Origin of the sequence: Asticcacaulis biprosthecium C19 (assembly GCF_000204015.1) — a bacterium.
Taxonomy (GTDB): domain Bacteria; phylum Pseudomonadota; class Alphaproteobacteria; order Caulobacterales; family Caulobacteraceae; genus Asticcacaulis; species Asticcacaulis biprosthecius.
Genome location: NZ_GL883077.1, coordinates 75,608 through 99,995 on the forward strand (window position 1 = coordinate 75,608; position 24,388 = coordinate 99,995).

Sequence of the window (24,388 nt, forward strand, 5' to 3'; positions counted from 1 at the left end):
AGTTCGGCGATCTGGACGGCGTTGAGGGCGGCGCCTTTTAGCAGCTGGTCGGCGGCGACAAACATCGAAATCGAGCGCCCCGACGAGTCCGACAAGTCGCGACGGATGCGGCCGGCCAGCACATCGTCCTGACCGCTGGCGTCCTTGGGCATCGGGAAATAGTTGTTCACCCAATCGTCAACCAGGCGTACACTCGGCGCCGTTTCCAGGAGGGCGCGCACCTCGTGCGGCGCTATCGGGCGCTCGCATTCGAAGGTCATCGACACTGAGTGTGCCCGCAGCACGGGCACCCGAACACAGGTGGCGCTGACGGCGATGTCTTGATCGTCGAAGATCTTCTTCGTTTCCTTGATGACCTTGGACTCTTCGTCGTTATAGCCGGTCTCCGGATCGATCGCCGTATTGTGGCTGAACAGGTTGAAGGCATAGGGGTATTTGACGACCTGAGGCGCATAGTCGCGACCATCGAGATAGGCGCGGGTCGATTCCTCAAGCTCCTCCATCAGTGCCGCACCGCCGCCTGAGGCTGCCTGGTAGGTCGAGATGATCAGGCGCTTGACCGGGTTGACCTGATGGATCGGCCACAGCGGCACCAGGGTGGTGATGGCGGCACAGTTCGGATTGGCGATGATGCCCTTATGGGCCTTGATGCGATCGGCGTTGATTTCCGGCACGACCAGGGGAATGTCGGGATCGGCGCGGAAGGCCGAGGAGTTGTCGACGACGACAGCGCCAGCCTTGACGGCGATGGGGGCGAAAGCTTTTGAAATACTGCTGCCGGCCGAGAACAGTGCGATGTCAACGCCATCAAAGGCGGCTGCCGTGGTGTCCTCGACAACCAGGTTTTCGCCGCGGAACGGATAGGTCTTGCCGGCCGAACGGGGGCTGGCCAACAGCTTCAGTTGCTTCAGCGGAATGCCGCGGCGTTCGATGCAGCCGATGAATTCGCGGCCGACGGCGCCGGTCGCGCCGACGATGGCGACGGTCTTGTTGTGCATGGATCAAGGTCCTTTCAGGCAATAAAAAAGCCCCGGCCGGGTGGACGGGGCGTGTACGGAGATGGTTTCAGCGAGACTGTTACGCGCGCGCGAATACCCCCGGCCCCGAGGCCATGGTTTTCGTGGTTGTTGTTGTGAGCGTAATGAAGGTCATCGGGGGCTGATTTAGCGGGGGACTTCCGTGCCGTCAAGTCGTCCTGTCAGGGCGTCTTGACGGCACCACTTAGTAGTCGACGGCGTAGTCCTTCGGGAAGGTCTGGTTCGAGAAGGCTTTCTTCTGGGTCCAGTCCTGGGCCGGTGAGGTCCAGTAGCTGTCGTCCTCGGCCAGACCCAGAGACACGAAGCCTTCCGAGGTGATGTACATGCTGCCGTTGTTGGAATACCGGTCGCCCAGGGTCGGTTGATGCCCCGCAAAGCCAATCGTCAGGTAGCCGTCGGCGGTAAAGTTGCTTGGGTCAGTGAAGATGGATTTGTGGGCTGCGGTTATTGCCGCCCGGACCTGGCCTTCGGCAAGGCTGGGTGGCAGGGATTTTCGCCATGCCAGCAGACCCAGAGGCTGGAACACCGCCGTGCGATAAGTAAGTGACCGTCCGATCGGCGGATAGGTTCCGGTGGACGAGACGAACCGTTCCAGATGCTCGCCGTAGCGCTGCATGCGCTTGAGCCATTTCGCCAGTTCGTCGGCCGGCTTCAGGTTGTTGAATTTGGCGTCATAGGCCTTCAGGACCTCGAGGATTTCGACCAACATCGGGTAGATGACGTAGGAATTGTAGTAGTCGAAGTGGAATTTGCTTCCGTCGGCTACCCAGCCGTCGCCGACGTACCATTCCTCCATCTTCTTGACGGCCAGGTCGACCCGCATAGGATCCCAGTCTTCGCCGATCATCAGCAGGAAGGCTTCGTTCATGGCGGCGAACAGCAGCCAGTTGGTGTAGGGCGGTGACACCCGACGCAGGCCCTTGATCTCCTCGACGACGCGCTTTTGGGTGGTCGCGTCCAGCGGCTCCCAAAGCTGTTTGCTCGCGCGCATCAGGGCGTTGGTGAAGAATGCCGAGTCGACCAGGGCCTGGCCGTGGCCGCGCCACAGCAGGTAGTCCGGACTGTTCGGGTCAACCGAATGGACATAGGCTTGGACGGCGGCGGCGGTCAGGCGTTTGCGCACCTGACCTTCGGGCGTGGCGGTGTCCGGTAGGCTGAGCCACGGCGCGGCACCGGCCATCAGGCGGCCGAACGCCTCCATATGGGCGACGTTCTTGTCGCGGCCGTCCCAGGTGGGGGCGACCTCGATCGGGAAGGCTTTCTTGAGTTCGCCTTTTGCCATGTTGACCAGGATGGGCTCGGCCATCTTTTGCAGAAGACCGGCCATATAGGCGCGGTCGCTGAGTTGGGCTTGTTTCGGTTGTTTGGCCGCGGTGGCCGCATCGGCGGTGGTAAGGGCGGCTGTGCCGCCGGCCATGGAAAGTAGGAAGTTGCGTCTTCGCATGGCCGGCTCCTATTATTCTTTTGCGACATCACATCAGGCTGAAAGGGTGTTCCACTGCCAGTAAAGCCCCTCCCACCGCTCCGCGGTCCCCCTCCCCGTAAACGGGGCGGGAGAAGAAGGCTGAATTCGTTAGTTATTGCTTGGCCAATTCGGCCTGGCGCGCCGTCAGCCAGGACTTGAACCCGTCCAGGGTCTTCACGCCCTGCTGGTCCTGTGTCCAGGCAATGCCGAACGCGTAGTCGATCGCCGCCGGGTCCTTGAAGGTGACGAACACCGTGCTGCCATCATCCTGAGGGCCGCCGGCCACACTGCCCGGCTTGTAGAAGACCGCGATGCCGAGATCGTCCTCGGCCAGGGACTGTTTGCCCCACGAGGCGATATAGGCCCAGCCGCCGGCGCCGGCCTCACCTTTCAGCACGGTGACTCCCGGATGCTTGATCAGGCCGGTGACCAGGGGCTGGGTTGTACCGGTCGCGTTGGCCTTAACCCGGGTCAGGGCCGAACCCTGGGTGATGTCAAGCGTGGTGACCAGTCTGGACGCCGCGCTGTCGAAGCCTGTATTGGTTACCTGCGACACGGCGTGGCCGGAGCCGCTTTCCAACACCTTGACCGAGATCACCGCCTTGCCGAGTTGCGCCGCCTTACCGCCGCGCAGCACACCGATGCCGCCGATCCCGACCGTCTCGCCGACCTTGAAGATGTCCATGCCCCAAGGCGCCATCTCATGGTAGTTATCAACGCCCTGACCGATGTTCTGGAGCACTGGGCCCGGCGTCTTCTTGCCGAAGATGTCGATGGCCATGCGCTCGTCGAGATAGAGACGATAGGCGACCAGGTCGTTTTCCCAGCCCAGACCTTCGAAGGCGATGCGGCCGTCATGGATGAAGTGGTCGGCCGGCACCGTATATTCGCGCTCGGGGCGGAAGACGCCGCCGGTGATGACGTTATTGACCAGCCGGCCGCCGTCCTGGACGTTCAGCACAGCCTGGACGGTGACCACTTCGCGCTGGACGGTCAGGTCCTTGCCGGGCTTCAGGTCGAGATCGGCCACGGCCGTCGCGGCCAACAGGAATGCGCCGACGCCGTAGAACTGCGTGTCGTCATAGGAGACACTTTCCGGGCGATCGGAGACGGGCTGAACCCAGCCGAGCTTGCCATTGGGGTGGACGGCGCGAACCAGGGCAGTCCAGCCCTTGCGCACGGTCGGCTCATATGCCTTCTGGTCCAGCAGGCCGGCCTTGATGCCCCAGGCAAAGCCATAGGTGAAGAAGCCGGTGCCGCTCGATTCGGGCAACGATTTCGACGGGTCCGACAGCAGGGACGGCGACCAGTAGCCGTCGGGCTTCTGGATGGTTTTCAGGCTGGCTGCCATTTCCTTGAAGACGGTCTCCATGCGGACGCGGCCGGGATCGCCTTGCGGCAGCAATGGGATCATCCGCGCCAGGCCGGCAAAGACCCAGCCGTCGCCGCGCGACCAGAAGACCTTTTCGCCATCGGGACCGCGGCGCGTGAAGAAGCGCGAGTCGCGGTAATAGAGGTGTTCGTCCTTGTCGTAGAGGTAGTCGGTGGTAGCAACGAATTCCTTCTTGGCGTAGTCGGCGTATCTGGCATCACCCGTCACCTTCGACAGTTCCAGCCAGGCGGCCGGCGCCATGAACAGGGCGTCCGACCAGCACCAGCGTTCGTCGCAGTCGACGCCACGCGGATCGGTATATTCGCGGTGCTCCAGACCGACCTGGGGTGGGAAGGCCAGGATGGAGTCGAAGCGGGCTTTCAGCGGTGCGATGGCCTCAGGGCCGGCGCCGTTGCGCGACGCCCACAGATAGGACTGGCCGATGACGTGATCGTCGGCGTGGTACGGCGTCGGTCCCAATTGCCAGTTGTTAGCGGCGCCGCGCGCCAAGATGGTTTCCTTGTAGATCGGATTGGACGAATGGTCGGCCATCTCGGTCAAGCCGACGAACAGGGCGCCCTGGACCCAGCCGGTCTTGTTCGGGGTATCGGGCGACGCCTTGGCCGGAATGGCTCCGCCGGCCATGGTGGCCAACTGATAGTTGGCGACTTTTTCGGCCAGGGTCATGACCTCAGCCGAGCGGAACGGAATGGAGTCAGGCGCTGCCGCAACGGTTTTGGCAGCGGCGGCAAAGGTGGTGACCGGGGCGGCGCCCAAAAGGGCAGCGACGGCGACGGTGGCGAAAATCCGGGCTTTCATGCGTGGGTCCCTGTATTTTGTGATTATGTCAGCTGACAGATATCGAGATTGTTCATGTCGTTATAGTCGAGATTTTCGCCGCCCATGGCCCAGATGAAGGCATAGCGCGAGGTGCCGACGCCGGTATGGACCGACCACGGCGGGCAGACCACGGCCTCTTCATTGCCGGCCACGATATGGCGCATCTGCTCCGGCCGGCCCATGAAGTGGAAGACCCGCGACTGGGGCTCGACGTCAAAGTAGAAATAGACTTCGGAGCGGCGGTCGTGGGTGTGCGGCGGCATGGTGTTCCACACACTGCCGGGTTCGAGAATCGTCAATCCGACCAGAAGCTGGGCCGACTCGCACACACCCGGCACAACCAGTTGATGAATGGTGCGGGCATTGGCGGTTTCCAGAGCGCCGCGTTTGATGGGATGGGCGGCGCGGATGGCGATATGTCGCGTCGGACAGGCGCGGTGAGCCGGGGTTGAAGCGAGATAGAAACGCGCCGGACAGGCGGGATCGGGTGAGGCAAATTCGACGTCGGATGCGCCCCGGCCAACGTAGAGGGCGTCATTGGGGGCCAGGTCATAGGCCGTTCCATCGACCGTAACGCGGCCGGTTGCCGTACTGATATTTACAACAGCCATTTCGCGATGCGCCAGAAACGGCTGGCCCTGCATGGAGGGCGGATCGTCGTGACGTGGCAGACGCAGGACGCTTGATGTCGGCATAGCACCGCCGACGACCAGGCGTTCCTGATGGACATAGGTCAGGACGACGGCGTCGGGACGGAACATACCCTTTATCAGATAACGGTCATGTAGCTCGCACGGAGACGCGGTGGGCACCGAATCCGGATGGGTGGCATAAAGAACCCGGTCGTACATCGGCCCCGCTTCCACACCAAACTCCTCGATCTGGCTGTTATGTGCACATTTATAAGCTTTTGGATCGTGTACCATTTAATGACTATGCGGTCCATATATAGCAACGATAAAGCGCGGAATTTCCGCCGCCGTCTTTGACCAAGCCGCCCAGGCGGTTCCATCGAACCACGACACGGCGCTGCCCAACCGGCGTTCGGCACGAAAGGCCTGTGGTCAAACCCGAAAAACCGCATTAACTTCAAAGCCAAGGTTTCGGGGAGAGACGAATGTCGGATATCGACATGAATGGCGGCACTGAACAGTTGTCGGCGCGCCAGAAAGAGATTCTGCGGCTGGTGGCGGCGCATTTTGAGCGCAAGGAAATTGCCCGGCTGCTGAATATCAGCCCGCATACAGTCAAGGCCCACATCGACGCGGCTCGCAAACGCCTGGGCGTCGCGACCGATCGTCAGGCGGCTCGACTTCTGGCGGAAAAGGAAGGCGCGATGATCCTGGCGAGCCCTGTGGTCGCCGCACCGGACGTCGCGGGAAACCCGCACGGTCTGGCAGAGCGCCTGAAACGCCTCAACATGTTGCAAGTCCTCGGAGCGATTGTTTTGCTGGCCATCGGCCTGGCCCTGGCCTTTCTGCTGCTGATGGCGGGCGGCATAACGACCATGCAGGCCATTCAAAGCCTGACCGGTCAGACCCGCTGAGCGCCGCGCCGTGAAAATCACCGTGCTTTATGCGCTCTGGCTTGTCTGGATCTACGGGGGCTATATTGCGGTCGTGGGGTGCTGCGCCTGGGCGTTCCGGTCCGGTGGCGTTACGGAACGCCTGGGTGCCGCCATCATCGGTATCGGATGGATGGTGACGGGCATGCTGGCCCAAAGAGGGCAAGGGCCGGGCGCCGACATCGTGGCGATAGACGTGACGGTGCTGATACTCCTTGTTGCCCTGGTGCTGAAGTCCCGGCGCTTGTGGACATTTTTCGCCGCGGCCTGCATGCTCAATGCCGTCTTCGCACACATCGCCCATCAGGTCACCGCTTTTGGCATCTACAGCTACTCCACGGCCGCCGGTTTTTGGGGCGGCTGGGCGCTGCTGGCCTGTCTGGCGGGCGGAATCATCGGCCATCAACGGGCGGAAAAACGGCGGCTATCCTGACCCGGCGCGCCGCTTCTGGCGTACGATGATCTGGTCCAGGGTCTGCAGGAACTGCGACCGGTCGGAACCGGAAAAGGGCGGCGGGCCACCGGTGATTTCACCGGTCGAGCGGATATGTTCCATCAAAGCACGTTGGGCCAGGGCCGCGCCGATCGAATCCTTCGTGAAGGCCCGGCCGTTGGGCGCCAGTGCATGGCCGTCCTTTTCCAGTACCCGGCCGGCCAGGGGAATGTCATTGGTCACGACGACATCGCCGGCCACAACCTTTTCAGCGATCCAGTCATCGGCAATGTCCGGACCGGCGTCGACGATCATGCGACTGATCTGCGGTGACTTGGGGATCTGGATGAAGCTGTTCGATACCACGAAGACTGGCAGTCCATAGCGCGCGGCGACCTTGTAGGTCTCGTCCTTTACCGGGCAGGCGTCGGCATCGATATAGACGGTGATGGTCATAATTTTCCCGAAATTGCTGCGCCGAAAGGTGTCTGATATAGCATGGCCGATGAGTGTAGCTTTTACCAGAGACGAAGACCACGAGGCGGCTGCGGCCAACCTGCCCGATCGTCCGATTTCCCCGCACCTGAACCTGGTGACGCCGCAAGGCCTTGCCCAACTGCAAGCCGCCTTTGCCGAGGCCAAGGCCGCCTATACGGCCGCCCAGTCATCCGGTGAGGTCAGCGACGACCGTACTGCCATGGCGCGAGCGACTCGCGACCTGCGTTACTATACGGCGCGTCTGGGTTCGGCACAGCCTGTCGAACCGGTGACGGTGCCGCAAGCGGTTGTCTTCGGCTGTACGGTGACGATCGAACGCGCCGACGGCCGGACCCAGACCTTCCGCATCGTCGGCGAGGATGAGGCCGATCCGAAACAGGGCAGCATTTCCTATGTTTCGCCATTGGCACAGGCCCTGATGGGCAAAACCTTGGACGACGAGGTCCGGCTGGACGGGGCGGAGATTGCCATCACCGCGATCCGTTAGGCTTGTTGTACAGAATGGCCAGCAGAACCAGCAGACAGACCAGACCGGGCAACGAGCCTTCGAGACCCGCAGAACCACCGGTCAGCCAGTCGGCCACCGGCGCAAGGTGAGCCAGTAACCAGCTTTGATTGTCCGTGCCGCTGACGGAAAAGCCCAGAAGATTGCCCTGGACCACATTGGCGCCGAGGTGAAGGCCGATCGGCAGGGCCAGCCGTTGGGTTCGTAGCCATGCCTGGCCGAACATGAGGCCGGCGAGGAAGATATTGACCATGGCCAGGACCGCCGCGGGACCGTGCAGACCCTCATTGCCGAGGTGGGTCAGGAGAAAAAGGCCCGCCAGACTTAGCTGGGCCGGCCAGGTCCCGATCGCGGCGATCAGGCGCTGAAACAGAAAGCCGCGGAACAGAAGTTCCTCAGCGATGGCGACGCCGGTCATGGCAAAAATGGCAAGGCCAAGCGCGGCTGGATCGATCGCCGTCACTTCGAACCTGACCCATCCGCACAGGAACAGAAACAGGGCGGGCACTGCCATCAGCGCGCCGCCGCCCGCCAGGCCTGCCGCGAGGTCCCGCCACCAGGCCGTATCAAAGCGTCCGGTCACCTCGGTCAAAGGCTGCCGGCGCAGCGCCTGACACAGCCAGGTCACGGCCAGAAGTATGGCCACCTGCTCCCAGAGGCCGAGCGCATATCCATTGGCCTGCGATATCAGCAGGACCGGCAAGAGAAGGACGAACAGGGTCAACAGGAAGATGGCCACCCACCAGCCGTTGCGCAACCGTCCATCGCTGCGGCGAAATATCGAGGTCAGTTTAATCGGCGGCACGGGTTGCCTCCTTCGGCAGTTGGGTCAGCGACAGAATAAGAGCGACAACGACCAGGCCCGCCGCTACAGCCAGGGCCGCGTGCATGCCGCCGGCCACGGCCGCAGGTGCCTGGCTTCCCGCCGAAACCCCTGCGAAGACAGCTCCCATGACAGAGGCCCCGGTGACAAGGCCAAAGTTTCGCGACAAGTTGACCAGACCGGAGATGACGCCCTTGCCGTTGGCTGACGCTGCCATCATGACGGCGGTGGTGTTGGCCGCCTGGAACAGACCATAGCCGACCGTGAGACCGGCCAGGGACAGAACATAACCGACGAGCCCCGTCGTTTGCGGCAAACAGGCCAGAAGGCCGGCGCCGGCGGCCATGATCATCAAACCGGCTCGCGACATGGCCACTGCGCCGAAGCGGTCGGCCAGGCGACCGGCCGGAATCCCGGTCAGGGCGGTCACGACCGGCCCGACCGACAGCGCCAGTCCTGCCGTCGCGGTCTCCAGTCCGAGCGCCTGGGTCAGATAGAAGGGACCCACCACCAGGGTGGTCATCATCACGGCAGCTACCAGCCCTCCCGTAGCCAGGCCGGTGCTCAGACGTCTGTCACGAAAGAGGTTCAGGTTGACGAGGGGCGCGGACGATCTCGTCTCGATCATCACGAAGGCTGCCAAACCCAGGAGGGCCAGTGCCAGAGGCGCCAGATTCGTCGCCTCGAAATGACCCCGTCCCATGGTCATGGCCAGGGCGTAAGCCGCCAGAGTGACCGCCAGAATCAGGGTTCCCGCGACATCGAATTTTGCTTGCTCCGTGGACGGACGATCTTCATCGATACCGAGCCAAACCAGACCGGCCGCGACCACTGCGACCGGTAAATTCATCACAAAGATGGCGGGCCAGCCAAAAGCCGCGATCAGCAGCCCGCCCAGCGAAGGTCCCAACGCGGTGCCGACGGCCGACATGGTCCCCAGCATCCCCATGGCGCTGCCGACCCTGTCCCTGGGCACGATATTGCTGGCAAAGGCCAGGCTCAGCGTCATCACCACGCCGGCGCCCAGACCCTGCACACCACGCGCAACCAGCAACAGGCCGAGCGAGGGTGCTGCGGCACAAGCCGCCGAGGCCAGGGCGAAAATGGCCATGCCTACCAGCAAAACACGACGGCGGCCAAAGCGGTCGCCGATCCATCCGGCCGCGACGACGACTGTCGTCATGCCGAGCAGATAGGCGAGGACGACCCACTGGGTGGATTGAAACGGCGCTGCGAAAGCCTGGGCGAGGACTGGCAAGGCGATGCTGGCCGTGCTGGTCGCCAGTGAAGTGACTAGGACTGAAAGGCCTAGTCCTGTGAGTGCAAGGGTTTGTCGTGTCATGGCCGCACCCTATCTTCGCACATAAAGCGGCGCCAGACGCATGCGTTGCACTGTATTCGTGCATCGTACGCCATGTCATGATAGGCTGCCCGAATGACCCGGCCCGACCTGAATCAGTTGATCACCCTGGATGTCCTGCTTGCCGAAGGCAGTGTTGCCCGCGCGGCGAAGCGGTTACGGCTGAGCCCGTCGGCCATGAGCCGGGCGCTGGCGCGGCTGCGCGATACCCTGGGCGATCCGCTTCTGGTCCGGGCCGGGCGCGGCCTGGTACCGACGCCGCGAGCCTTGGAGCTGCGCGAACGGACGGCCCGCCTGGTCGAAGACGCGCAAGGGCTGCTGCGGCCGGCAGATGTGCTGAATCTGAAAGGTCTGTCGCGGAGCTTTACCCTTCGCACCAGCGACGGGTTCGTCGAAACCTTCGGGCCGGAGTTGATCCGCCGGGTTGCGGAATCGGCACCCGGCGTGCGCCTGCGATTTGTACAAAAGCCGGATCGCGACAGCGGGCCTTTGCGCGACGGTTCAGTCGATATGGAAACGGGGGTGGTCGGCGCGGTCATAGGGCCGGAGATCCGCGCCCAAGCCCTGTTCCGTGACCATTTTGTCGCTGTGGTGCGCCGCGATCACCCCATAAGCGACATGACGGCGGCGGCTTACAGTGCTGGGCGGCACGTCGGTGTTGCCCGGCGTGGACCGGATAAGGGACCCATTGACGATGCCCTGGCTCCGCTTGGGATTGAACGCGACCTGGCGGTCTTGGCCGGCGGCTATTCGGCGGTTCTTGCCCTGGTCAGCAGTTCCGACCTGATTGCCACCGTGCCGCAACGGCATACCGAAGGTTTGCGCCATGGGATGACGACCTTCTCCCTGCCCTTCGCCGTGGCCGGAGTCACCGTATCGCTGCTGTGGCACCCACGGCTGGATGCCGATCCGGCCCACCGCTGGCTGCGCGACTGCGTGCGGGCCGTGTGCGGCCATCGGGCACATGGACTTCCTGACGACCCTGAGGGAAGCTGATACGGGCGAGGGAGGTGATCATGACTTTGGAACAACTTTTCCTGCTACCGTTTTTCGGCCATTTCGGCCTGGTGGCAGTGAAGCGTATCTACCCGGGCGTTGGCGGCCAAATGGGTGCGCCTGGCATGTCGAAACCGTAGATGCGGCTGAAGAGTGTGCACATACGTGGAAAGCGGTTAAAATATACGGCCGGTCTGACACGGTCCGCCAGGTCGACTGCGGCCAAGGCGGCGATGCGTTCAGAGTCCACCTTGGGCTGATCGATGCGAAGTTGGACTTTAGGTGCAGGCGCCAGAGGATCGATTGCCGCGTCAGCGGGCACCATGGTGAAATGGCCCAGATCGATAACCTCACCGGCCGCGACGTCGAACGCGATCGTGCCGAGGCAGAAGGTGGTGAAATCGTAGCGCCCGGTGCGCACATTGGCCAAGCTGTAGATACCGGCTGGAATAACGAAGGCAAATTGCGCCGCCGTGCTAACTTTGGCCTCCTTGGTGCGGGCTTCAAACCCCGGCCAGCTCCGGCGGCCGGTCGTTTGAACAATGCCTGCTTCTCCGTTGGCTTCACGGCGATCGAAAAGTATGTGGGCACCGGCTCCGGTGGGGGAAGATACTGTCATCAGGACGACGGCCTCGCCCGGCCCAGGCTGCGGGACCGTACCGGATGAGACGCCCTTGACCGATTTCGTTGGCCCCCAGCGATTAAAGGTCGGAATGTCAGGCGAACGGGGCACGAATGACAAGGGCTCAGCGAGTGCAGGTGCATCGCCGGATGCTGAGAGCCAGTAGGTATTGGCCCATTTGCGCCTGAGTACCCCTTCCGGCGGGACTTCCGCGCCAGCATACAGTGCCTGAACCTCCGGCGCCAATTGCGCGTAACGCTCACGAAACTGACGCAGGTTTGAGCCCGCAATGTCAAACCGCCTGTAGCCGCGCGCCATCATGCAGTCGTCGGCGTAGGCGACGTTAGGTCCGGCCGCAGCGATTTCACCGATAATGGCTCCGGTCAAACCATACGTCATGCCTTCGTTGACGGGGTTGGTGCCGAACATGGACCGACCAAAGCTAAGGCAGACATTCTGGTCGGCTGCCACCTGTTCGGCACCTGCGCCCGGACGGTTATAGAACCAGGCGAGGTCGTCAGAGTCCAGAACCTTGGGTTCCAATGGGCCAGCCATCGCAGAGACGGCTACGCCGGCCCAAAGTGCTATCGTCCCCGCAAAAGCGTTTTGCCAGAATTTCAGTGAGCGCACATCAACCCCCTCCGAGTTAGGACAAACCTAACGCGAAGCCGGACAAAAAACCAGCCGAGAACCCGACGTTTCTGCAAGCCCTAGCTAGAACTTGAACTTCAGGCTGGCGCTGAAGGTCTGCTGGCTGTAGCGCTTGCCGCTTTCGTTGGCGAGCGACAAGTTCAGACTGGCCCGGTCATTCTTGCCGGTGACCTGGACGTTGGCGCCCATCTTCACCGTGTCGCTGTCGAATTGCGTGCTGATCAGCGCCGGATCCGAGGTCTGGTTGGCGCCGACCAGCCGGTACGGCATCTTCAGCCGATCGGTGGAATAGACCACCGCACCGACGTTGAACGACAAGGCCGTCCTCTGCCCGGAGCTTTCCTGGACATTGTAGCCGACAGTCAGTTCCGGCGTCAGGGTGGCGAAGGTTTGGGTATGCGACACACCCACTGCCCCCTGGCCTTCCATCCCCTCTTCGGTGAAGGCGCCTTGGTGGATCGAGGTCACCGCAAGCGCCGCCGATGGTTCGATGAACCAGGCGCCACGATCGAAGCGGCGGCTCAGTTTCGCCTGGGCCGAGACATAGGACGAATGCGGCGTCGCCGTCCCGACCAGGGGATCGAAGATGTGCTGCAATCGTTGGGTTTCGACGGTCTGCAGGCCGCCAGTGAGGGCCAGGCCCAGCTTGACGCCGCCAAGCGTCCGAGTCGCACTGACACCGGCGTGAACGCTGTCGCCTTCCATACTGGCACGGCCGTTGCCGACATAGAGGCGGTTGATATGGTCGAAACCGATGGCGCCGGCGATCGACCACTTGTCGTCAACCCGGCGTTCGAAGCCCGTGGCCAGGCTGTCGTAAGCGCCGTTGTGGCCGTGGGTTTCGGCGTCGGCGTCACGTTCGATATCGGTGCCGCCAACGCGGGCCCAGACACAGGTGTCCTGACCCGTCGCGCCGCAGTGGTTGAGGTCGGCAGCGAACTGCCGCGCCGCGCCTAGCTGGAGGGTTTGCGGGGCCAGGAAGGCTTCCGGGTTCAGTTGGTCGAAGATGGCGGCATAGGCCGCTTCGTCGCCGACCTGCAGATTGCCGATCAGGGCCATGACTCTGCCGATGCCGCCGGACTCACCCAGCCTAATCGCCGAGTCCATATGGCGGCCCAATTCACCCTGATTGCGGTTCAGGAAGGGCTGGGAGAAGTCGGACGTGAAGGCTAGCTGGATGCCGGAGGTGTTGGCCAGGACGCGGTAGTCGAGCGCGATGCTGTCGGTGAAATCCAAGCCGTTGTCGGTGCTGGTGCCCGCCGTGGCGAACAGGGTCACCGGGGCGGCATTTTCCAGCCAGGTCAGGACAACGTCGCCGGTGCCGTCGACCGTTGTGTTGCCGGTGACATTGACACGGTCCGAGGCGTAGGGACCGTAGGCGACGTCGAAGGCCATGTGGCCCGTGTCGCTCTGGACGAAGTGGCCGTCCAGGGCGACCGTGTTGATCACCCGCGAACCGTACATCAGGTTGTTTGCCGGGTTGCCGGTGCCGTCGAGATTGGCGAAGACAGCGCCCTTGGCCAGGTCGATCGGCCGTGGGGTCGCCGACAGGCCCATCAGGAAGTCACCGTCATTGGCAAAGGTGCCGCCCGGCGCGGGAATGATGGCCGCGGTTGGTAAGGCGCTTTGGATGGCCAGCGGAACCGACGCATTGATCGCCGGATCGCGCAGGTCGATGGTGCTGAAGGCGACGAAGGTCGAACCGGCGCGGTTTTCAAAGGCGTTACTGCCACTGCCGAGATCGATATTGCCGATGACCAGGCCGGTATTGATGACGCGGTCATTACCCGAACCGGACGAGATGGTCACGCCCGACACGGCCGAAACCGAGCCCGAGGTGGTGACCGTATTGGTCGCGCCGCCGTCGACGCGGATGCCGGCGGCATAACCGCGGACCGTCCCGTTGCTGACGATGGTGATGTTGCCCGCGCCGCTTTTGCCCAGGCTCTGGGCCAGGACGGCGGTGCCGCCGGTGCCGGTGGCGAAAGTGCTGCCCGACAGGTTCAGGGTGATCGCCCCACCCTTACCGTCGCCGCCGGCCGAACCGGCAAAGACGCCATCGACCCAGCCGCCGCCGCCGCCCAGGCTTTGGGCGATGAGGCCGTTGGCGCCATTGCCGGTAGCGATGATTGAGCCGGTCTGGGTGAAGTCAACCAGGCCGCCGTTGCCAGTATTGCCGGCATTCAGGTGCGTGGTGATGGTGGTGGCATCGCTCAGGACAGCGCCGCCGCCGCCGCCGATCGATTGCAGCAGTACGGCGTGCGAGCCGATACCCGAGCTCGAGATGGTGCCAGCATTGGTCAGTTTGATCTCGCCGGCATTACCGCTTGCGCCGTTCTTGCCGCCCAGGGTGACGTTGACGGCGTCGCTGCCCGCGGTCAGGACCGAGCCGCCGCCGGCGCCTATGGATTGCACCAAAAGGGCGATCGCGTGGTTGCCTTCTGTCTGCAGGCCGTCATAAGAACCGGTGACCGAACCGCCGCCAAGCTCGGTTCCGCCATCGGCACCCAGGCTGGTGTGAATGGCCAGGTTGGTCTGCTCGACGCCATTGATCCGGACAGTTGAGGCGCCCCCGCCGCCGCCAATGCTTTGCAGGATGACGCCGGTCGACAGATCGCCCGTCGTCATGACACTACCGGTCTGGCGGCGCAGAATGTCGCCCCCGGTTTCATGTGAGCCCGACTGGCTGCCAAAGGCCAGGTTGATCGGCCCAACCAGGGCGCCGGCCTCGGTCGTGATGTCAACAATGGCGTGACCGCCGCCGCCGCCGATGGTCTGCGAAAGGACGCCAACCGAATTGCGGCCCGTGGTGATCAACGCGCCTTCGTGGGTATTGTCGATATCGGCACCGGAATTATTGACGCCATTGCTGCCGCCCAGGCTGACCGAATAGGCAATAGCCGCTGCCCCGACGGTGTCACCCATCGACGCTGCATCGACCTGGCGGGTCTTGATATGCACGGAGCCACCGCCACCACCGACCGACTGGTCGAAGCTGGCCACGCCGTTGTCGCCGCCGACGCCCAGCGTGCCCTTGGAAATGATCTTGACCTTGCCGGCATTCATATCCGTCAGGTCGCTGCCCCCCAGTCGCGCCGCGATCTTAGGATCTTCGACGACGTCTTCATCCTTGATGTCGAAAACGTCCTTGAACAGGCTCACGACGGACGAGCCGGGCAGGCCCGACACGCCATCAATGCTGAAGTCCAGCCGGCCGCCGCCGCCATTGATGCTTTCGGCGACAATGGCCTGGGCGCCTTCACCGGTGACGGTGATATTGCCGGTCTGGTTGACCGTGACATTACCGCCGGCGCCGCCCTTGCCGCCCCCGGTGGCTCCGACCGCCAATGCGATCAGATTGGACGCGACAACGTTGGCAAGGTTATCGGTCGCGGTGAGTCCGACGCCGGCGTTTCCGCCCCCCCCTCCGATGCTCTGCGCCACGATGCCGTGGCCGCCGGCACCGGTTGTCTGGATGATTCCGGAGTTGGTAACCGTAACGTCGCCGCCATAGCCGCCATCACCACCAATTCCACCGATCGCGAGGACCGGAGTCTTGGACTTTTGGCCGATGGACGCCGCCGCCGCGATGACGAGGCCACCATTGCCGCCGCCACCGCCTGTCGACTGGGCCAGTATACCGTAGGCGTCCTTGCCGTCGGTGAAGATGCCGCCGGAATTGTCGACCCCTACCGTGCCGGAATGGTTACCCTTGCCGCCCTTGCCGCCGAAATGCAGGCCAACCGATATCGAATCGGCCGAGCCGCGCAACCCGGTCATCGAGACGATCGAAGAACCATTGCCGCCGCCGCCTCCCAGGCTTTGGGCAAAAATCCCGTGCGCCGAGTCACCCGTGGTCCAGATGGTCCCGGAGCCTGTCGTCGCAGTCTTGACGTTCTCAACCTTGACGTTGCCGCCGGTGCCGCCCTTACCGCCGCTACCGCCGAAATTCATGGTCAGGGCCTGGGTCTGGCCCTCACCACTGTTGGAGGCCAAAAGTGTATGCAGAATAACGCCGGCATTGCCGCCGCCACCTCCGGTGCTGGTCGCGCGGATACCCTCCGCGGCGAAGCCCTTGGTGACGATGCTGCCTTCGTTTCGAACCTCGACCAGACCGGCTTCGGCGCCTTCGCCGCCCGTGCCGCCGACATTGATATCGATCGACTGCTTACTACCGCCACCGGTCGTCAATGTACCCTGTGCGACAGCACCGCCGTCGCCGCCGCCGCCGCCGATGCTCTCAGCCCGGATACCGAAGGATTGCAGGCCGTCGGTCTGGATGGCGCCGCTATTGGTCACCTTGACACCATAGCCGACCGCACCCTCGCCGCCACTCCCGCCGACATTGAGGTTAAAGGTCCGTGTCGTTTTGTCCGCCTTTACGCTCTCGATATTGGCCTGCAAATAGTCGCCGCCGGCTCCGCCAGAACCACCGATCGACTGCGCCCAGATCCCGCTGGAACGGTCGTTCTGGGTCCAAAGGGTCGCCGAATTGATCACGGTGACCTGGTCGGAATGCGAGCCCTTGCCGCCGCCGCCGCCGATGTTGATATTGGCGGAGGTGGTATCCTCATCCCCGCCGGGGCTCACCGTAAGCTTGTCACCAACCGTGCCGCCCATGCCGCCGCCGCCGCCAAGGCTTTGGGCGAAGATGGCGTGGGCCCGATCGCCCGCCGTATGGATCAGCCCCTTGGTCGTCACTGTAACAGCGCCACCGATCGCCGACTCGCCGCCGTCGAGACCGATAGCCAGATTACCGCCATAGCTGCCGGACTTGCCCTCGAAATCCCCGCCGACGGTGGTCGTTCCACTGTCGCCGCCGCCGCCGCCGATGCTCTGGGCCAGAATACCGATCGACTCATCGCCCTCGGTGACAATCGAGCCGTCGGAGCCAACCGTCACTGCACCGCTGGTCGCCCCCTTGCCGCCGGCGCGTCCGATATTCACGGCGAGACTTGAGCCATCGGCCTGGCCCGTCACAAAATCGAAGACCGGATCAAGGATCTTGTTGATGCTGCTGGCTGAACCGCCGCCACCGCCAATGCTTTGCGCCTTGATGCCGACCGAGGAATCGCCCTGGGTCGTTATCTGGCCGACATGATCGACCGTAACCGCAGCGCCACTTCCGCCTGAGCCATTGGCGCCGCCGACACCGATATTGACGCCCTTGGTCTTACCGCCCAAGGCGCCCGCGCCAAGATTGGCATGAGAATCACCGCCGCCGCCGCCGATGCTCTGCGCGATCAGGCCGTGACTGTAACGACCGTCTGTAGCTATGCTGCCATTATGGCGGACGACAACAACGTCACCATTGCCGGCATCGGCGCCGGAACCACCGACAGAAATAATGGCCGCCTTGTATGTCTTGCCATCGTCCGGATTGGACTCCTTGTTGTAGGCGAAGTTGAAATTCATCCCCGCGATGCCGCCACCGCCGCCCACACTCTGCGCGATAAGGCCGGTACTGTAGTCGCCGGTCGTCTGGATGGCTGAGGCATTGACCGTCTCAGTCGCCGCCACGGTTTCGTAACCGCGGTTCACCCTGACCATACCGCCATTGCCGCCAGCGCCGCCATTGCCGCCCATGCCGAATTGCAGGGTGTTGCCGGCGTTGCGCGCCACGGTCGCTGTGATGTTCATGCCACCGACGCCGCCGCCGCCGCCGACCGACTGGGCCAATAGGCCACCGGCATTGAAGACCACGGTCAGTTCGTCGTCAGCATTGTCCTCAGTCGACGTGCTGTCGGGCCCGGTAACGGTGATCGCGCCAACGCTGTTCAGCTTGACATCACCGGCATCCGCACCGCCGCCGGCCGTTCCGCCAACGCCCGCCACAATGCGGTTTGTCGACTTGCCCGCGCTGGCATTGGCGATATTGGCCGAGACATTAAGTCCACCATCGCCACCGCCGCCGGCCACGCTTTGGGCCACGATGCCGAAAGCGTTTTTGCCCGTTACAATGACCAGGCCCTTCTGTTTTACATCGACGTCCCCGCTGATATTGCCCGTGCCGCCGAAACCGCCCAGACCAAAGGTAATCGAAGTGTCGTCCTTGCTGTTGATATTGACGGTACCCGAAACATTGATGCCGCCAGCACCGCCGCCGCCGCCCAGGGACTGGGCAAACAGGCCGCGAGCGCCGTCTCCGGTCGCCTGGATATCGGCATCGACGTCGGCCGTGACCTTTTTCGCCAGGCCGCCGTCGCCGCCGAAGCCGCCCATGCCGAAGGCCAGGGCGCTGTTGCTGGCGATACCGCCCGAGACGTTCAGGCCGCCGAGGCCGCCACCGCCGCCCAGCGACTGCGCGATGATCGCCGCGCGGTTGTCACCATCGACGATGACCTGTACGCGATCCGAAGCCGGCGCCTTAACCGTCAGATCGACCGTGCCGCCGTTACCACCGCCGCCGCCGAAGCCACCGATGCCGATCGCTGCCGCCTTGCCGGAAGAGGCCGATTTTGTGAGGCTGACGCCGCCCGAGACGTTTAGGCCGCCGTTGCCGCCACCGCCGCCCACGCTTTGCGCCACAAGCGCGCCGCTGAACAGGTTGGGGGAATCCGAGCCGCCCGCCCCGGCGCCCATGCCGGTTGCCCAGACATTGCCGATGACGGTCGCTGTCACGGCGTCGGCATGACTGGCCTTGCCGCCGAAACCGCCGATGCCGATATTGATCGAGGCATTGTCGGCCGAAGATGCCACAAGACCACCGGTGACGTTGATGGCGCCATTGCCGCCGCCGCCCGCCAGGCTCTGAACGATGATGGCTTCGGAATCCTTGCCCGTCGTCAGGGTATCGCCGGTGCGTTTCAGCCAGGCCGTGCCCGAAGCACCACCGTCGCCGCCGAACCCGCCGATGCCAACCGAGGCCTGGCCTGACTTGCCCTTGGCCGAAAGGCTGAGTTGCCCGGTGACGTTCAGACCGCCATTGCCGCCGGAGCCGCCGACGCTCTGGACGACGACGCCGTCAGAATTGACGCCATGGGTCTCATATTTACCAGAAATATCGCCATGGACATTGCCCCCGGTGCCGCCCGAAAGACCGAAGCCGCCAATGCCGACGCCAATGGACCCATTGTCACCCGAGGTCAGGGTGGCCGAAGCCGTGACATTGAAGCCGCCATTGCCGCCACTACCGCCCATACTTTGCAACGTGGCGCCGTAGGCTTCATTGCCGCGCGTATAGACGTCGCCGCTCAGCGTGCCATCGACGCTGCTGGCATTACCGCCACCACCGCCAAAGCCACCCAGGCCGACACCGATATTGCCGCCCTTGCCGGCCGACGCCGTCAGACTACCCGTCACATTGAATCCGCCCTGGCCGCCACCGCCGCCAACGCTTTGCATCAGTATGCCGTGAGACTTTTCGCCCATCGTCGTGACATTGCCAATGACCGAGGCATTGACCAAGCTGGCATGGCTCGCCTTGCCGCCAAAACCACCGACACCGACGCCGATATTGCCCGAGCCACCGCTGTCGCCCGCCGTAAGGGCGACCGCGCCGGTGACATTGAAGCCGCCATTGCCACCGCCGCCGGCCAGACTTTGATAGGTGACGCCGCCCGAATTGGCACCGGCCGTATAGACATCGCCGGACACCTTGCCGGTCACTGCGCCGCTGGCGCCGCCATCACCGCCCATGCCGCCGACGCCGACCAGAACATTGCCTGCGCCCTTGGTTGAAGCGGCCAGGCCGCCTGAGACATTGAATCCGCCGTTGCCGCCGCCGCCGCCGACACTTTGGATCAGAACGCCCGCTGCGTCGCTGGCCCCGAGCGTCGTGACATCGCCGGTGACATTGCCCTCGACCGCGCTGGCATAGCCGCCCTTACCGCCCGAACCGCCGACCCCAACGCCGACATTGCCGGCACCGGTCTTGGCCAGGCTAATTCCGGCAACGACCGTGAAGCCACCGTTGCCGCCGCCGCCGCCGATGCTTTGCGCCAGGACACCGCGGCCGCCGGCCGATTGCGTCTGCACGGCGACCGTCTTGCCTGAAGCCGCGGCGCCTCCGGTCACGTTCAGCGTCACCTTGCCGATCGAATTGCCGCCATCGCCGCCCGAACCGCCAACCGACACACCGACGGTTCCGGCGCCGGTTCCACCCGCCGCAATGCTGCCGGTAACGGCAAAGCCCCCGTTGCCGCCGCCGCCGCCAACGCTCTGCGCGATGATGCCGTCACTGTCCTTGCCAAGCGTCTCGGTCATCCCCGTGACAGTCAGATCGACCTGGCCGGCATTGCCACCGCCCTTGCCCGAGCCGCCGATACCAACGCCAACAGCCCCAGCTCCGGTTCCGCCGCCACCAATACTGCCTGCCACGGCAAAGCCGCCGTTGCCACCGCCGCCGCCGAGGCTCTGGGCAACGATGGCGTCGGACTCAGTCCCGGCCGTATAGACATTACCCATCACGCTCGCGCCGACGCGCTTGCCTTCACCGCCGCCCGCGCCGGTGCCGCCGATGCCAACGCTGATCGCGCCGCCACCTGTGCCGCCAGCGCCGATGCTGCCAGCGACGCTAAACCCGCCATTGCCGCCACCGCCACCGACGCTTTGCGCCAGGAAGCCGCCCGATTGGTCCTTGGTCGTCGTGATGGCAACCGCCGAGGCATCGACCTCGCCGCCGTCCCCGGCCTTGCCACCGTTGCCGCCCAGCCCGACTGAGATAGCGCCGCCGCCCGTGCCACCGCCGCCGATGCCGCCGGCGACCGAAAAGGCGCCATTGCCGCCGCCGCCGCCCATGGACTGAACAATGACGCCCGTCGAGCCGACACCTTGCGTCGAGACCAGGCCTGAAACGCGCCCCTCGACATAGCCGGCATTGCCGCCTTCGCTGCCCGATCCACCGATCGAGACCGAAATGGCGCCGCCCCCCGTTCCGCCGGCACCAATGCTGCCGGCAATCGAGAAGCCACCATTACCGCCGCCGCCGCCCACGCTTTGCGCCAGGAAACCGCTGGAATTCTCGCCCTTGGTCCCGATACTCTGCGCGAAACCGTGAACTTCGCCGGCCTGGCCAGCGCCACCGCCCGAACCGCCCAGACCGACCGAAATCGCCCCGCCGCCCGTGCCACCGCCGCCAATGCCGCCCGCCACGCTGAAACCACCGTTACCGCCGCCGCCGCCCAGGCTCTGCACGGTCACGCCGGTCGAACTCTTGCCCTCGGTCAGGACCAGTCCTGTAACGGTCCCGGTGACCTTGCCGCCAGTGCCGCCACCGGCGCCCGCGCCGCCCACCGACACCGAAATGGCGCCGCCGCCCGTTCCGCCGCCGCCAATTCCGGCACCGATCGAGAATCCGCCGTTGCCGCCGCCGCCGCCGACGCTCTGCGCCAGGAAGCCGCCCGAGCGGTCTCCCGTGGTCGTGATCCCCGCCGCCGAGGCATCGACCGTGCCACCATGTCCAGCGGTGCCGCCCGATCCGCCGACGCCAACATTGATCGTACCACCAGCGGTACCGCCCCCGCCGATCCCGCCCGCCACGGTAAAGCCGCCATTGCCGCCGCCGCCGCCCAGGCTCTGGACGACGACACCTGACGAATTCTCGCCCTCGGTGATAACCTGGCCACTGACCCGGCCCTCGGTCCAGCCGGCGCTGCCGCCGGTGCCGCCCGAACCGCCCACCGATACCGACAACGCACCGCCTACCGTTCCGCCGGCACCAATACTGCCGGCGATCGAGAAGCCACCATTGCCACCGCCGCCACCGACGCTTTGCGCCAGGAAGCCGGTGGACTCAGCCTTGAACGTGTGAATACTGGTCGCGAAGCCATGGACTTCGCCACCGCCGCCGCCGCCGCCGCCCGTGCCACCCAGCCCGACCGAAATCGCGCCGCCGCCTATGCCGCCGCCGCCCAGGGAACCGGAGACATTGAAGCCGCCATTGCCGCCGCCGCCACCCAGGCTCTGCACCGTCACACCGACCGAACGAAAGCCTCTGGTCGTTACTGCGCCGCGCGCATCGCCAAAGGCATAGCCACCGGTGCTGCCTGTACCGGCGCTGCCACCGATGCCAACCGAGACGGCACCACCAACGCCACCGCCGGCGCCAATCGTTCCCGCGACGTTGAATCCGCCATTACCGCCGCCGCCGCCGACACTCTGGACCAGCAGGCCGCCGGAATCGTCGCCCCAGGTATCGATCGTACTGAGAGTCCGCCCCTCGGCGCGACCGCCAATGCCGCCGCCCTTGCCAGTGCCACCCAGGCCTACGGCGACCGCGCCGCCCGTGCCGCCCGCAGCGCCGAGCGCTCCGGAAATATTAAAGCCGCCATTGCCGCCGCCGCCGCCAACACTCTGGACGATGACGCCCGTCGAACGGTCGCCCACCGTCTGGACCTCGCCACCAATGGTCCCCAGCGCCGTGCCGCCAGCGCCGCCCGTATCCCCGCTACCGCCGATCCCCAGGCTGCCACCGCCACCGGCACCGCCACTCAGGCCGACCGCGCCCGAGATATTATAGCCGCCGGAACCGCCGCCGCCGCCGACCGACTGGATCAACGCCCCCGCCGCGTCGTCGCCCAGGGTCGTGATGCTGCCATTGAAGTCGACGTCGCTCAGGCCGCCATCGCCACCCGTGCCGCCCGAACCGCCGATGCCGCCGGCCAAGGCCAGGGCCCCGCCGCCCGCCGCCGCCACAGAGGCCGAGATGCTGAAACCACCCTTGCCACCGCCGCCGCCGACGCTTTGCGCCAGAAGGCCTGTCGAAAACTCACCGTTGTTACGCACCTCAGTGGTCGCAACACCGTCCTTCATCACAAAGGCGCCGCCGATCTCGCCAGTCAGGATCGAACCACCCGTCCGTGCGATGACGTTGCCGCCAGCGCCGCCTTTGCCAGCCGAACCGCCGACCGCCGCCGACAGCGACACTGCCGCGCCAGGGCTGGCCGCGACGGCCGTCGAAATGGCATAGCCGCCCGAACCGCCACCACCACCGACCGACTGGATATACATGCCTTCGGAATTATCGCCCGAGGTCACTATCCTGAGATCGTCCTTGCTGGTGCCGTAGCAGGTGCTGGCCGTAGAACAACCCACGACATCGCCGACATGGACCAGCCCTCCAGCGCCACCGCTTTCTCCTTTGCCACCAATAGCGAGACTGACTGCGCCGCCGAAGCCGACCGTCATTTGCGTCGCCAGCCCGCCAGAACCGCCTCCGCCGCCGACACTTTGCGCGAAGACACCGCGCGACCGGTCGCCGCTGGTGGTGATCTCACCCGTCGCTGTCCGGTTTTTAAAGGTCAGCTCGACCTGCCCCCCCTTGCCGCCTGCCTTGCCATCCCCGCCCAGCGAGACACCCGCAAAGGCGCTGACCGAATAGCTGGCGCCACCATTGCCGCCCCCGCCGCCGACCGATTGAGCGAAGATTCCGTGGGAATCGTTTCCATACGTGGTCAGGTTTCTTTGGTTGTTGACGGTGACGGTCCCACCGTCACCACCACCACTACCGGCACCACCGATGCTAAGCAGGACCGAACCTGAAGTGCCGCCGTCGCCGCCGCCGCCGCCGATCGACTGGGCCTGGATGGCGCTGGACACCGCGCCCGTGGTGGTGACAGAACCCGAATTCGTAACCGTAACCGCACCGCCGGTGCTGAGCGCACCCGAACCGCCAGTGCCACCGATACTGACGAGGCCGCCCGAGTCACCCCCGGTGCCGCCGCCGCCGCCGATGCTTTGAGCAAAGATGCCGCGCGCACGCACACCCTGGGTGGTGATGATGCCTTCGTTGACGACGTCGACTTGACCGCCACCGCCACCGCCACCGCCCTTACCGCCCAGCGAGACCAGGCCGCCCGAGGCCGAGCCCGACCCGCCGCCGCCGCCCGTGCTCTGGGCAAAGATTCCATCGCTGCCGACTTGGGAGGCCACGGGCAGGGTCGCGTTGCCAGTGGCGATCGAGCCGGTGTTCTTGACATAGACCCGCCCGCCCGTGCCCCCGCCGCCGGCGCTGCCGCCGACCGAGACCAGACCGCCGGTGCCATTGGCTGCACCGCCGCCACCACCTACGCTCTGCGCAAAGATGCCGCGCGCTGCCTTGCCGGTAGTGATCAATCGGCCGGCATTGGTAACCGAGACAAAGCCGGCGCTCCCGCCGCCGTCTCCGGAACCACCGACGCCGACAATGCCTGCGCCCGTGCCGCCAACGCCACCGCCCTTGCCGACACTTTCGGCGAAAATGGCATGGGCACTTTCGCCCTCGGTCATGATGGAGGTATCGGC

13 protein-coding genes are annotated in these 24,388 nt (G+C 64.7%); 4 read left to right on the plus strand and 9 right to left on the minus strand.

Going from position 1 to position 24,388, the window contains the following annotated elements:
- From ABI_RS00850 to kduI, 4 genes are all read right to left on the minus strand, one after another.
- On the minus strand, nt 1-998 hold a 998-nt coding region (locus ABI_RS00850), incomplete at its 3' end, for an aspartate-semialdehyde dehydrogenase (RefSeq protein WP_040308453.1).
- Nucleotides 999-1,221: 223 nt separating this feature from the next.
- Nucleotides 1,222-2,481, minus strand: a complete 1,260-nt coding sequence (locus ABI_RS00855; RefSeq protein ID WP_040308455.1) for a DUF2264 domain-containing protein — start codon at nt 2,479-2,481, stop codon at nt 1,222-1,224.
- Between the two features lie 133 nt (nt 2,482-2,614).
- Complete coding sequence (locus ABI_RS00860) at nt 2,615-4,693, minus strand: glycoside hydrolase family 88 protein (RefSeq protein WP_006270901.1); 2,079 nt, start codon at nt 4,691-4,693, stop codon at nt 2,615-2,617.
- 23 nt (nt 4,694-4,716) lie between these two features.
- A complete protein-coding gene (gene kduI, locus ABI_RS00865) occupies nt 4,717-5,565 on the minus strand; it encodes a 5-dehydro-4-deoxy-D-glucuronate isomerase (protein WP_040308458.1) in 849 nt (282 codons plus the stop codon).
- Between the two features lie 266 nt (nt 5,566-5,831).
- Between kduI and ABI_RS00870 the strand changes: the two genes are divergently transcribed.
- Together ABI_RS00870 and ABI_RS00875 are read left to right on the plus strand one after the other, a co-directional pair.
- Entirely contained in the window at nt 5,832-6,260 is a 429-nt protein-coding gene (locus ABI_RS00870; RefSeq protein WP_006270903.1) for a response regulator transcription factor, read from the plus strand.
- 10 nt (nt 6,261-6,270) lie between these two features.
- Entirely contained in the window at nt 6,271-6,711 is a 441-nt protein-coding gene (locus ABI_RS00875; RefSeq protein ID WP_006270904.1) for a hypothetical protein, read from the plus strand.
- Here ABI_RS00875 and ABI_RS00880 read toward each other — a convergent pair.
- Nucleotides 6,703-7,167, minus strand: a complete 465-nt coding sequence (locus tag ABI_RS00880; RefSeq protein WP_006270905.1) for a YaiI/YqxD family protein — start codon at nt 7,165-7,167, stop codon at nt 6,703-6,705. The genes ABI_RS00875 and ABI_RS00880 overlap by 9 nt on opposite strands.
- A 49-nt stretch (nt 7,168-7,216) precedes the next feature.
- Here ABI_RS00880 and greA point away from each other — a divergent pair, with 49 nt between their 5' ends.
- Nucleotides 7,217-7,696 carry a transcription elongation factor GreA gene (gene greA / locus ABI_RS00885; protein WP_006270906.1) on the plus strand — a complete coding sequence of 160 codons (480 nt, stop codon included), beginning with the start codon at nt 7,217-7,219 and terminating at the stop codon, nt 7,694-7,696.
- On the opposite strand, the gene ABI_RS00890 is transcribed toward greA, so the two are convergent.
- Nucleotides 7,680-8,519: a CPBP family intramembrane glutamic endopeptidase gene (locus ABI_RS00890; protein ID WP_006270907.1), complete on the minus strand. Its 840-nt coding sequence runs from the start codon at nt 8,517-8,519 to the stop codon at nt 7,680-7,682. The two genes, greA and ABI_RS00890, sit on opposite strands and share 17 nt — an antisense overlap.
- Nucleotides 8,506-9,879, minus strand: coding sequence for an MFS transporter (locus tag ABI_RS00895; RefSeq protein WP_006270908.1), 1,374 nt, complete (start codon nt 9,877-9,879; stop codon nt 8,506-8,508). The genes ABI_RS00890 and ABI_RS00895 overlap by 14 nt, the downstream gene beginning before the upstream one ends.
- A 93-nt stretch (nt 9,880-9,972) precedes the next feature.
- Between ABI_RS00895 and ABI_RS00900 the strand changes: the two genes are divergently transcribed.
- A complete protein-coding gene (locus ABI_RS00900; protein WP_006270909.1) occupies nt 9,973-10,893 on the plus strand; it encodes a LysR family transcriptional regulator in 921 nt (306 codons plus the stop codon).
- An 88-nt stretch (nt 10,894-10,981) separates the two neighbouring features.
- On the opposite strand, the gene ABI_RS00905 is transcribed toward ABI_RS00900, so the two are convergent.
- Both ABI_RS00905 and ABI_RS00910 read right to left on the minus strand, forming a co-directional pair.
- Complete coding sequence (locus ABI_RS00905) at nt 10,982-12,145, minus strand: hypothetical protein (RefSeq protein WP_157138661.1); 1,164 nt, start codon at nt 12,143-12,145, stop codon at nt 10,982-10,984.
- Between the two features lie 84 nt (nt 12,146-12,229).
- Nucleotides 12,230-24,373, minus strand: a complete 12,144-nt coding sequence (locus tag ABI_RS00910) for an autotransporter outer membrane beta-barrel domain-containing protein (protein ID WP_006270911.1) — start codon at nt 24,371-24,373, stop codon at nt 12,230-12,232.
- Nucleotides 24,374-24,388 lie beyond the last annotated feature (15 nt).